The 12,107-nt window shown below is 35.4% G+C and carries 12 protein-coding genes and 1 riboswitch; of the genes, 9 read left to right on the top strand and 3 right to left on the bottom strand.

Annotated features, from left to right (window positions below; genetic code table 11):
* Positions 1-54 precede the first annotated feature (54 nt).
* Positions 55-1,704 carry a ribosomal protection-like ABC-F family protein gene (gene abc-f / locus KM885_RS14645; protein WP_047185762.1) on the top strand — a complete coding sequence of 550 codons (1,650 nt, stop codon included), beginning with the start codon at positions 55-57 and terminating at the stop codon, positions 1,702-1,704.
* A gap of 36 nt (positions 1,705-1,740) precedes the next feature.
* Here abc-f and KM885_RS18150 read toward each other — a convergent pair whose 3' ends face one another.
* Together KM885_RS18150 and KM885_RS14650 are read right to left on the bottom strand one after the other, a co-directional pair.
* Entirely contained in the window at positions 1,741-1,863 is a 123-nt protein-coding gene (locus KM885_RS18150; protein WP_255449125.1) for a hypothetical protein, read from the bottom strand.
* 115 nt (positions 1,864-1,978) lie between these two features.
* The gene (locus KM885_RS14650) at positions 1,979-2,566 is read right to left on the bottom strand and encodes a cell wall hydrolase (RefSeq protein WP_047185763.1); all 588 of its coding nucleotides are present in this window, start codon (positions 2,564-2,566) and stop codon (positions 1,979-1,981) included.
* Between the two features lie 303 nt (positions 2,567-2,869).
* On the opposite strand from KM885_RS14650, the gene mgtE reads away from it, so the two are divergent.
* On the top strand, positions 2,870-4,228 hold the full coding sequence (gene mgtE / locus KM885_RS14655) for a magnesium transporter (protein ID WP_047185764.1): 1,359 nt from the start codon (positions 2,870-2,872) through the stop codon (positions 4,226-4,228).
* A 35-nt stretch (positions 4,229-4,263) separates the two neighbouring features.
* On the opposite strand, the gene KM885_RS14660 is transcribed toward mgtE, so the two are convergent.
* The gene (locus tag KM885_RS14660) at positions 4,264-5,043 is read right to left on the bottom strand and encodes a nucleotidyltransferase domain-containing protein (protein WP_047185765.1); all 780 of its coding nucleotides are present in this window, start codon (positions 5,041-5,043) and stop codon (positions 4,264-4,266) included.
* 238 nt (positions 5,044-5,281) lie between these two features.
* Here KM885_RS14660 and KM885_RS14665 point away from each other — a divergent pair, with 238 nt between their 5' ends.
* The 7 genes from KM885_RS14665 (at position 5,282) to KM885_RS14695 (ending at position 11,724) form a co-directional block, all read left to right on the top strand.
* Entirely contained in the window at positions 5,282-5,803 is a 522-nt protein-coding gene (locus KM885_RS14665) for a YbaK/EbsC family protein (RefSeq protein ID WP_047185766.1), read from the top strand.
* Positions 5,804-6,078: 275 nt separating this feature from the next.
* Complete coding sequence (locus KM885_RS14670; RefSeq protein WP_060668559.1) at positions 6,079-6,978, top strand: hydroxymethylglutaryl-CoA lyase; 900 nt, start codon at positions 6,079-6,081, stop codon at positions 6,976-6,978.
* 172 nt (positions 6,979-7,150) lie between these two features.
* Complete coding sequence (locus tag KM885_RS14675) at positions 7,151-7,690, top strand: helix-turn-helix domain-containing protein (protein ID WP_244987036.1); 540 nt, start codon at positions 7,151-7,153, stop codon at positions 7,688-7,690.
* A 124-nt stretch (positions 7,691-7,814) separates the two neighbouring features.
* Positions 7,815-7,917, top strand: a riboswitch (SAM riboswitch).
* 100 nt (positions 7,918-8,017) lie between these two features.
* Positions 8,018-9,031, top strand: a complete 1,014-nt coding sequence (locus KM885_RS14680) for a methionine ABC transporter ATP-binding protein (RefSeq protein WP_145524179.1) — start codon at positions 8,018-8,020, stop codon at positions 9,029-9,031.
* Positions 9,021-9,689: a methionine ABC transporter permease gene (locus tag KM885_RS14685; protein WP_047185770.1), complete on the top strand. Its 669-nt coding sequence runs from the start codon at positions 9,021-9,023 to the stop codon at positions 9,687-9,689. Before KM885_RS14680 ends, KM885_RS14685 begins: the two co-directional genes overlap by 11 nt.
* 23 nt (positions 9,690-9,712) lie before the next feature.
* Entirely contained in the window at positions 9,713-10,552 is an 840-nt protein-coding gene (locus tag KM885_RS14690; RefSeq protein WP_047185771.1) for a MetQ/NlpA family ABC transporter substrate-binding protein, read from the top strand.
* 71 nt (positions 10,553-10,623) lie between these two features.
* Positions 10,624-11,724: an iron-containing alcohol dehydrogenase family protein gene (locus KM885_RS14695; RefSeq protein WP_204798562.1), complete on the top strand. Its 1,101-nt coding sequence runs from the start codon at positions 10,624-10,626 to the stop codon at positions 11,722-11,724.
* The last annotated feature ends 383 nt before the right edge of the window (positions 11,725-12,107 follow it).

A 12,107-nucleotide genomic window follows, 5' to 3' on the forward strand; every position in this document is an offset into this window, starting at 1 on the left:
AATGATAAAGCTTTATATGGTGGAATCCTCCCTTACAAGGAAAGGGACGATCGTATGAGAGAAATTTTGAAATTAACGAATGTGACATATGAAATAAAGGATACGGAAATATTTAAAAATGTAAATGCTATGGTACACGAAGGCGATATTATTGGTGTGATTGGAAAGAATGGTGCTGGTAAAACGACATTACTTGAATTAATACAAGGTGAAATTCAGCCAACAAAAGGGCAGATTACCTTTATTCATAAAAATATAAGAACAGTTATGGTGGAACAAGAAACGAAATCTTTTTCCGCTTATCATTCATCCCCTTCTGAGGCAAAATTATTAAGTTACTGGAATGTACCGGAAAATGATTTTAGGCAATTAAGTGGTGGAGAAAGATTGAAAGCACGACTAGCAAATGGTCTTTCAAAACAAGCAGAGCTGCTATTATTAGATGAACCTACGAATCATTTAGATGAAGAAAGTATGGAATTATTAAAACAATACATGCAAGATTACGAAGGTACTATTATTTTTGTTTCCCATGATCGTCATTTTATGGATGCTGTTGCAACGAAAATTTGGTCTTTAGAAGACAAATTATTAACAGAGCATTCTGGGAACTACTCAGGTTTTATAGAATATCGCAAAGAGAAAAGATTATCTCAGCAACGTGCATATGAAAAACAGCAAAAAATGAGGAAACGGATTGAGGGACAAATGAACGAATTATCTTCTTGGTCCGCGAAAGCACATGCTCAATCAACGAAACAGGAAGGTCCCAAGATGGGTTCTAAAGAATACCATCGTAAAAAGGCAAAACGAATGGATTCCCAAATTAAATCCAAGCAAAAGCGACTTGAAAAGGAGTTAGATAGAGCAAAGGTTGACTTTGTAAAACCTGAATATACCGTTCAATTTTCTATGACTGCAAACACGAAGGTTGGGAAGCGTTTTTTAGAGGTGAAAAGTCTATCAAAATCTTTTGATGGGAAAACACTATTTACAGGTGTTCATTTTTATATAAAATACGGGGAAAAGGTGGCACTTATTGGCCCAAATGGAAGTGGAAAGACGACATTACTGAAAATGATAATGGGAACGGAACAAGCTGATGGAGAAATATGGATTTCCCCTTCTGCAAATATTGGATATTTGACCCAAGAAGTTTTTGATTTACCCCTTGAAAAAACGCCAGAAGAGCTATTCCATACAGAAACATTTGAGAATAGGGGGAAAGTCCAAAATGCCATGAAGCATTTAGGGTTTGAAGCATCGCAATGGAATGAACCGATTAAGTTCATGAGTATGGGGGAACGAGTGAAGTGTAAGCTTTTGGTCTATATATTAGAAGAGAAAGATGTGCTTATCTTGGATGAACCCACAAACCATCTTGATTTACCTTCTCGAGAACAATTGGAAGAAACGTTGGCACAGTATAATGGCACATTAATCGTTGTTTCTCATGATCGTTATTTTCTTGATAAAATAACGGATAGTCAATTGATTATTTCGAATCAACGTGTTCATAAGAAATTAACTAATGAATCAAAGGAACCGGAAGATAAGGCTGAGTTGGTATTAAAATTAGAAACAGAAAGACAAGAAGTGTTGGGAAAACTTAGTCTTCTAACCCCCAATGATTCTTCCTATCCAGAGTTAGATGAACGTTTTAAAACGTTAACGAAGAAAATTCAGGACCTTAAACATGAATAACAAAAAGGATTAGAGAAGTCCTCCTTCTCTAATCCTTTATTGTTTATCTTGCTCTTTTAAAGATTTTATTTCATTCTCGATACGATCTAAACGGTCTAAAATTGGTTGTAATGCTTCTTGAAGCATGATACGTAATCTATCTGCTTTTTCGTTTTCCATTTTTTATTCCTCCATTGAATGGGATTTGATATATAATATTTCCTATGTTCAATATTATTATATCAAATGATACCTCTAACTATTGTGATATATGTCACATGTAACCCCATTTCATCTATTTAGCAAAACGATGGTTCCCTATAGTAACGGTTGTTTCTCTTGAAAAGATCCACTTACTTGTGGAAGTTTTCGGATTGTAGAAATAGATGGATCCATCGCTTTGCCCGCGATATGCAATGGCTTCATTTACTGCTTTCATATCTTCATCTGTATAATTGCCATTAATTTTGCCGTTTTGTACGGGTGTAAACGCGTAAGCCCCACCTACTTTTTCATAAATAACCTCCCGAATCGTATCAGGGAATTCTTTATGATCCACACGATTTAAAACAACCGTAGCAACACCTACTTTGCCAGCATACGGTTCTCCTTTTGCTTCTGCATGAACAAGCTTAGCCATCAATTCTTTGTCTTTCAAAGGAATATCGTCTGGAACTTGGATGGTTTCTCCGGCATATAAAACATTACCAGAACGTTTATTGGCAATTTGTAAGTTTGTTATCGTTGTACTAAACTTCTTCGCAATAGAATGGAATGAATCTCCTTCTTGTATTTTGTAAGAAGCAGCATCTGCACTCATTGGTATCGTAAATAAACTAGCAATCATTGATATAGTTAATAGAAGTTTCATAATCCTATTCATCTTATTCATACTCCTCCTATTTTTCTAGAATATATACTAGATTACTAGTTGTAATATAACTTCGCATGATCCAAAAAATTCCATGAGAAATGGATTGACTCCTATTCTAGTACTGATCTATAGTAGGGGAGGTGTTGGAAGTTTCATCCAGTTCGATATCATTTCCATTGATTGGAATGTCAGGAATTTTCCGTTTGGAATATAACAAATGTAATAAAAATGTAATATTACATGACTTTGGTTTACACATATTTATTTAAAGCTATAATGTTAATGGACAACTGAAGGAAGGAGGCAATTGTTATGTCTCTTGAGATGACAGAAAATGAAACAACACTTGCGATTATTCAAACCTTAAAGGATAGGAAAAAGGAACAATTTTTATCTATAATGGATGAATTGCAGCCATATGACATCGCACAACAATACTTGAATTTACCGAATAAGCATAAAAACAAATTTATAATGTATCTCCCTACAGAGCAATTGACCTATATGATTCAAGAACTTGATAAGGAAGACCAGTTGCTTGTTCTAGAAAAATTAGGGATTGAGCGTTCCACTCAAGTCCTCGATTTGATGGATAATGATGATCTTGTTTCTCTATTAGAAGAATTAGAACCAGAAAAAGTCGAAGAAATTCTTTCAGAAATGAAGGAAGAGGAATCCACGATTGTTCAAAATATGATGAAATATTCTCCTGAAACGGCTGGGAGAATTATGACCAACCTATATGTATGGATTCCCAAAACATATACAGTACGTGAAGCAGTTGATAAGCTAAAACACTTTGCGGAACTAGCGGAATACTTGAACTATTTGTATGTGATAGGTGAAAAAAAGGAATTAGTAGGAGTTGTATCGTATAAAGATCTACTTCTTGCTGACATGTACGAGAAAATAGAAGATATTATGTTTTCCCGTGTAGTGACAGTAGACGTCCATACTGACCAAGAAGAAGTAGCAAAATTAATCAATCGATACGATTTTATTTCCATACCAGTAATTGAAGAAAATAATAAACTTGTCGGTGTGGTAACAGTAGATGATGTAATGGACATTATTTATCAAGAGGCTAATGAAGATATTGAAAAACTTTCAGCATCTGGTAAGGCGATTGATTTTAATACCAAACCATTTGTTGCTGCATTCCGAAGACTTCCTTGGCTTATTCTCTTATTATTTATTGGAATTGTCTCAGGAAGTATTATCGCTGGATTTGAAGAAACGTTGGATAAAGTAGTTGCTCTTGCATTCTTTATGCCAATGATTGCGGGAATGACAGGGAATACGGGAACACAATCCTTAGCAGTTGTAGTGAGAGGACTTACAAAAGATGATTTGAATGTTAAAGAAGTTATAAAATTAGTCATGCGTGAACTATGGGTTGGAATTATCATAGGTGTAACGTGTGGAATTCTTATTGCGATAATTGCCTTGTTCTGGCAGGGGAATGCAACATTGGGTTTAGTTGTTGGTGTTTCTTTATTAGTTACGTTAATCATTGGTACTTTATCGGGAACGATTATTCCGCTTATTTTATATAAGTTTAATGTAGACCCTGCCGTTGCATCAGGGCCACTCATTACAACCATTAATGATATTATTTCTCTTTTTGTGTATTTTGGCATCGCAACGATGTTTCTTTCTAAATTAATGTAGAGAAGTGGCTTGATTCAGTATGATCAAGCCACCTTTTAATTCTCCCATATTTTCTTTAATGTCATACGAAACAATGTGTCTAATTTATTGGTTACTTGTATTTGTTTCGTTTTCATATGTGAGACAGACTTATCTAGAAAATCTAATTCCCTGCGTATAAATGATTGAAGCTCTCCAACTGGCAGATTCGCTTCCAATAGTTGCTTTGTTTTAACTTCCCTTAAACATTCTATAGCATTTTTTTCAGTTGGCGAAAGTAAATGAACAAGTGCTGTAAGATGAATAGGTGGAAAGGTACTATAAGTTATAATCCATTTTGCTATCAAGATTGGCCTAACAATTTGAATATAAAGTTTAATGGTATTTGCGGTTGTTTCGTCTAATTTACGTAAATTGCTCTTTGCCATATTTATATAATGATGGACACAGGGCTTTGGTTGAAAAAGTTGTGATTGAAAATCCATCATGTCTTTAATAGTATCGGATGGTCCAACATAAACAATTGGACTATTTAACCACTCTAGAAGCCCGGGGTTTGATTTCCGGAAAAGTCTCAATGCTTTTGTAAGTTCCCAACCATGTAAATCAAGGGTAGAATGCATTGGGACTTCAATAGTATCCCTCTTCTTACCAATTCCAACTGGATCGATACTTAAATAATAATCGGTAGGATGAATATAAATAAAGCGGACATCATAGTCACTGTCAATTGCATGTAACCCCCAGGCTCTACTACCAGCCTCACAAGCATAAAGTACTTTAATATTTTTTTCTTTCTCTATCTCCTTGATTTTTTTTATAATAATATCCTTCATTTAATTAACTCCCTAGATGATTGCTTTTTTCTATTATGATTAAAATAACATACTTTATGGGCTGGATAGAAGTGAAGCATAAACGGGATTGTGGGCAGAACACGCCACTCTAATAAATATGGTAAGAAGTTCAACATATGTAATTTGCAGAAGGGGGCAAATAATTTGACTATTATATCGAATTTCAGTATAAATGATGTTACGGATTAGGATAAGGGTTAAAGGAGAGGTTAGAGGAATGTCAATAGAAAGTGTGAAACGTCATTTTAAACAATTTAATCGAGAACAAGATATATTAGAATTCGATTCGTCCAGTGCCACTGTCCAAGAAGCGGCTGATACAATCGGGGTGGAACCTGCAAGAATTGCAAAAACGTTATCCTTTAGAGGAGAAGAAGAACAGGCTATTTTAGTTGTGGCAGCGGGAGATGCTAAAGTTGATAATAAAAAATTTCGTAAAACGTTTGGATTTAAAGCAAGAATGCTATCCCCAGAACAAGTATTAGAACAAACCGGACATGCAATTGGCGGTGTTTGTCCATTTGGTTTGAAAAATGATTTGGAAGTGTATTTAGATATATCCATGAAAAGATTTGACACACTTTATCCAGCGTGCGGAAGTACAAATAGTGCAATTGAATTAACAAACGATGAAATATTCACTTATTCCCACGCAAAGAATTGGGTAGATGTCTGTAAAGGATGGGAAGAAGAGGAAAAGGGAATGGAAAAAGTAGTTCAAGAAAACCTTGGTAAATAGCTGAATTAGTAACTCAGTTCTTAACGTGACTGGGTTATTTTTTTTACATAAGTATATGATTCTGCTTTCATTGACTTTCCTTTTGACAATCGGTTATACTTTATTCAACAATGTTGAATAATAATAAACGCTAGTGAATATACTGTAATACTTAAGGTGAAATGAATGACTAAGACCTATGTAACACCAATTGCCTGATGACCTCATAACATAGAATATCAATGGAATGTCAACATTTTAAGTTATGAAAATGTTAAAAAACAGGAGGCTTAATGATGGGGAAGCTCCCTAAGTTTGTACAAATTAAGGAAGTTGGGCCACGGGATGGTTTACAAAATGAGAAAAAATGGGTATCTACTGAGTCCAAAATTGCTTGGATAAATATGTTATCAAATACAGGGATAAAAGAAATAGAGTTTAGCTCATTTGTTAATCCAAAGATGATTCCAGCACTATCAGATGCACGTGAGGTTGGAAAACAAATAAGTCGAAATCCGAATGTCGTTTATTCTGCTTTGGTTCCAAACCAAAAAGGATTAGAATATGCACTTGAAGCAGGAATTGATGGCGCATCTGTTTTTATGTCAGCGAGTGAAACACATAATCAAAAGAATATAAATAAAACGATACAGGATACGTACCCAGTGTTAAAACAAGTAATAGAAGAGGCGAAAGCAGAGGGCAAACACGTTACGGCTTATATATCAACTGTATTTGACTGTCCATATGAAGGGAACATGAAACCAGATGCTGTAATTTCAATATGTGAAAAATTACTAGAGTACGGTGTTGATGACCTTTCGTTGGGGGATACCATTGGTTCTGCTGTTCCATCACAGGTAGAAACATTACTGGATGACATATTGAAAAGATATCCTACTGAAAAAGTTATTCTCCATTTTCACGATACGAGGGGAATGGCTATCGCGAATATTATGACAGCTATGAATTATGGAATTTATCGATTTGATAGTTCCATTGGAGGATTAGGTGGATGCCCTTATGCACCAGGGGCAGCAGGGAATGTTGCGACGAATGATGTGTTATATCTCCTTCATAGGATGGGGGTTGAAACCGGTATTAACGAAAAGAGAATACAAGAAGCATCCTTGTATATTCAAAATCAATTAGGTAAGATTTTACCTAGTAGATCATTATTGGCAAGTGGTCTTTAAATGAGAGGAGATGTTATTTATTTAAGCGATAAATAGCATCTTTTTAAATGCGTTTAATGAAGCGTGTTGTATGAAGTTTCTTGACTATGAATCAAGTACTATTCTATGATTAAAACATTGGTATTCGTAGGGATTAAATGGAAAGGACTGAGTCTCTATCGATTTAAAAAATTTGGGTCATAAAATAAAAGAATTAAGATTACGTCAAAAGAAAACACAACAGCAAATTGCAGACGAATGTGGAATATCTAAAAGCATGTTATCCAAAATTGAAAACGGACAAACTGCTTCTGCTGTAGCTACTTTATCTAAGATAAGTGAAGCATTACATGTTTCGTTATCATGGCTTTTAGATGATAAAATAGAGGATTCATTAGTTTTGCAGAAGAGATCACAAAGGAAATCCCAAATTGGTGATGTACATATGGGGTATTCCTATGAGCTATTAGCAAACCGTTCTCAATTCAGTAGTATTGAACCAACCATTGTTCATGTCACTCCTAAACATAGAAATTTACGTACGGAGACTTATACCCATTTACAAGATGAGTTTATATATATCTTGGAAGGGTCTATCTATCTATTTTATGATGGGGAAAATTATTATATGGAAAAAGGGGATAGTGCTTATTTCAAGGGGGAAAAACCTCATCTCTTTGTGCCAGTCAATGATGAAGAAGCTCAGGTTTTAACATGCTTTATTAGCATATAGTTGTTGTTAGAATTTTGTTTTACCAAGTTACTAATGAATTAGGAATTGTAGAAAAATGTCGAATCTTCATTGACAGTTTTACTAACTAGCCGTATAATAAATTTTAACTTAATAATTTTCATATAACTTATCAAGAGTGACCGAGGGATTGGCCCAATGACGTCCGGCAACCCCCTTATGGGAAGGTGCCAAGTCCAACAGAATGATCACATTCTGGAAGATAAGCGGAAGATACATTGTTTGTGTCGATGCTCCTTTCAGATGAATGGAGTATTTTTTTTCGTAAAAATATGTCATATTGGCTGTAAAAAGAGCGAGGGGATATAGATGATAAACATTAATCATTTGTCAAAGGTATATCAGACGAAAAAAGGAGAAGTTAGTGGCGTTAACAATGTTTCACTAACCATTAATGAAGGTGAAATCTATGGCATCGTTGGTTATTCTGGTGCTGGTAAAAGTTCCCTTGTACGATGTATCAATTTATTAGAACGTCCAACTAAAGGAAATATAACAGTAGACGGTGTTGATTTAACTAAATTAAAAAGTGAAAAGCTGAGACAAGCTAGATTAAAAATCGGTATGATTTTCCAACACTTTAATCTGGTTAGTCAAAAAACGGTTTTTGAAAACATTGCTTTTTCGCTAAAAGCAGCAAAAGTTCCTTCCAATCAAATTGCGTCAAGGGTAGAGGAATTATTAGCGATGGTTGGGTTAAGTGATAAGCGGGATGTTTATCCAGGCCAATTAAGTGGTGGACAAAAACAACGGGTTGGGATTGCTAGAGCACTTGCTAATGATCCAAAAGTTCTTTTATGTGATGAAGCAACATCTGCCTTAGATCCTACAACAACGAAATCGATTCTTCAATTATTAAAGAAGATTAATAAAGAGATGAATATTACGATCGTATTAATTACACATGAAATGGACGTAGTAAAGGAAATATGTCATCGAATGGCAATCATGCAAGCTGGAAAAGTCGTTGAAGAAGGTGATGTGTATGAAATCTTTGCAAGTCCTAAAAATGAATTAACGAGGGAATTTATTTCAAGTGTTATTTCATTTGATTTACCAGCTCACGTATTAGAAAAGGTGACGGGTACATTAGTGAAAGTTATTTTTAAAGGGGAAATTGCTGGGGAAAGTATTATTTCCGACATGGTACAGAAATTTAAAGTGAAAGGTAATTTTTTGCATGGATCTATCGACTATATTCAAGACGCACCGCTAGGAATTTTTGTCATGGAGCTTAATGGGGAAAAGAATGAAGTAAGCAAGGCGATCCAATATATTGAAAATCGTTCAGCACATGTGGAGGTGATAAAAGATGGAATTTGATGTGAATCATATTATCGAATTAATTCCCGAGCTAAACACTGCGTTTCTTCAAACACTTTATATGATATCAGTTGGATTACTTGTAGCAGTGATTTTCGGATTGCCAATTGGAATTTTAATATTTGTAACAGATAAAGGACTATTCTTGCAAAACAGATTTGTAAATCAGATTGTAGGATTTATCGTCAATATGATACGGTCCATTCCATTTATCATTTTATTAGTGGCACTTATTCCATTAACAATTAAACTTACAGGTTCTACGATTGGACCAAAAGCTGCATCGGTTCCATTATCGGTTGCGGCTATCCCGTTTTTTGCGAGATTAGTAGAAACATCCCTTAGAAAAATTGAGTATGGTGTGATTGAAGCCGCTATTGCAGCTGGGGGTACACCATGGATGATTATTAAAGATGTATTGTTACCTGAAGCAAAATCTGGGATTATCTCAGGGATTACGATTACTGTTGTAAGTTTAGTTGGTACATCAGCTATGGCTGGTGTTGTCGGTGGTGGAGGAATTGGAGACCTTGCCATTCGTTTTGGATACTACCGTTATGATGACACCATCATGATTACTACCGTTGTTATATTGATTGTACTTGTTCAATTAATACAGATTATTGGCGACAAAATTGCCAAGGCTGTTAATAAATAATATAAGGGAGAAGGAAAAGAAAAATGAAAAAGAAAATTTTTATACTAATCGCTCTAATCGCTATTTCTTTGCTTGCTGCTTGTGGTGGCGGTAATGGTGAAGAAAGTTCTAGCGATAGTTCTACAGGGAATTCAAAAGAAATTAAAATTGGTGCTACTCCTGGCCCGTACAGTGATATGGTAAATAAAGCGTTAAAACCAGGCCTAGAGGATTTGGGTTATTCCGTAGAAGTGGTTGAATTTAGTGACTATATCCAACCGAACAACGCATTAAATAATGGTGATATCGATGCAAATCTATTCCAACATACTATCTATCTGGAAAACTTTGAAGCTGAGAATGATATGGATTTATCCGCATTGAAAATTGTTCCAACTGCACCAATGGGAATATTTTCTAACAAATATAATTCTATAGATAAAATAGAAGATGGTGCAACTGTTGCAGTTCCTAATGACCCAACGAATGGGGCTAGAGCATTTAATACACTTCAAGATGAAGGATTAATTAAACTAGATGAAAATGCTGATGAATTAACTGTTTCAGAAAAAGATATTAAAGAAAATCCGAAAAAACTAGTATTCCAACCAATTGAGGCTGGTCAATTACCTCGTGCAGTTGATAGTGCTGACTTAGCAGCGGTACCAGGTAACTATGCTTTAGCGGCAGATATGGATTTACTTGATGCTTTAGCATTAGAAGATATGTTAGATCAATATCGAAATGTTATAGCTGTTAAAGCTGAAAATGAAGATAGTCAACTAGCGAAGGACCTTGTTCAGGTAGTAGAATCAGACGAATTTGAAAAAGTGATTGATGAGGAATTCGAAGGGTTTGGAAAACCAAGCTGGATGACTGAGTAATGATTATTCTTATGGTTAAGAGTGAGGGGGCTTAAGCCTTCTCCTTTTTCATATACAAAGGAGAGAGCATAATGACAAATACAATATCTGTGCATGGAGCACCAAGTGAATACATATTAGAAGAAGGAATTTTAAACGGATTAGAAAATAAATTAATCGAGCGTGGATTTCGTAAGGTACTGATTGTTCATGGAACCAAGTCTTGGGAAGCTGTTAAGCCTTACTGGAATTCTTTTTCAGAAATTTCAAGTGAAGCATACCTATATCATGGGGAATGTTCCTTAAATGAAATCGATACCTTATCTAACGTTATAACGGAAGCGGAAGTGGATGCTGTCATTGGTGTTGGGGGAGGAAAGGTTCTTGATCTTGTAAAATCTTCAGCCCATCTCACACATACCCCATATGTTTTAATCCCGACACTTGCATCAAATTGTGCTCCTTGGACACCGATTAGTGTGATCTATGATGATGATGGTTCCTTTGTACGTTTTGATTTATACCCTAAAAATGCAGATCTCGTGTTAATAGAACCACAGATATTATTACATGCACCACTTGATATGTTTATTGCAGGAATCGGGGATACCCTAGCAAAATGGTATGAAGCCGAAGTACAAATAGGGAAAATGAATACAAAATCAGCGGCGTTGGAAATTTCTTATCATGCTGCGAAACTGTGTAAAGAAAACTTGCTTGAGCATTCAGAACATGCGATTGAAGCGGTGAAGAGTGGTGTCTTGAATGATGATTTTATTAAAGTTGCTGAAACCATTATTATGATTGGTGGAATGGTTGGAGGATTTGGTGATCATTATGGAAGGGTTGCTGGTGCCCACGCCATTCATAATGGATTAACTGCTCTCGAGGAAACACATCAAGCGCTTCATGGTGATAAGGTTGCATATGGTATTTTAATCCAACTCATTTTAGAAGATAAATGGAAGGAAATCGATGAGATATTACCATTTTATCAAAAATTACATTTACCCAATTCACTTAAATATCTAGGTGTACAAACAATAGATGAAGAGAATTTAATTCAAGTTGCTGAAAAAGCTGTTAAACCAGAAGAATCTATTCACGTCCTACCTGGAGCGATTACAAGCGATTCAGTTGTACAGGCAATGATTCAACTGGAGGAAAAAGTAAACGGCGTAACCGTTTCATGATGAAAAAGTATACTTTCGGAAAAACAGGTGGAGAATCTAGATTCTTCACCTGTTTTTTGTTATGCGCTAAAGTAGCAGCTTTGTCTGTGGGAAGGGTATCAAGGACAGAACTGCATTCAAAAAAATTTGAAATGTCCGTGAGGGAGGGTATCACGGATAAAACTGCCTTCAAAATAGTTCATAATGTCCATGAGATGATGCACCTGGTTCTGTCAAGTAGACAGTACTGAAGTGTCTCTAAATTTTCACCTAATACATTGTCTTACCAAATATTTGAGCTCTTATCATATCCGCCACCCTTGCCAAGCATTTGGGTTCGTGGTGGTGAATAAAGTGGCGAATCGGGAAAAATAAAGCTATTAAAGCTCCCTATTCGCACACAC

This window comes from Oceanobacillus caeni (assembly GCF_019037185.1).
Classification (GTDB): domain Bacteria; phylum Bacillota; class Bacilli; order Bacillales; family Amphibacillaceae; genus Oceanobacillus; species Oceanobacillus caeni.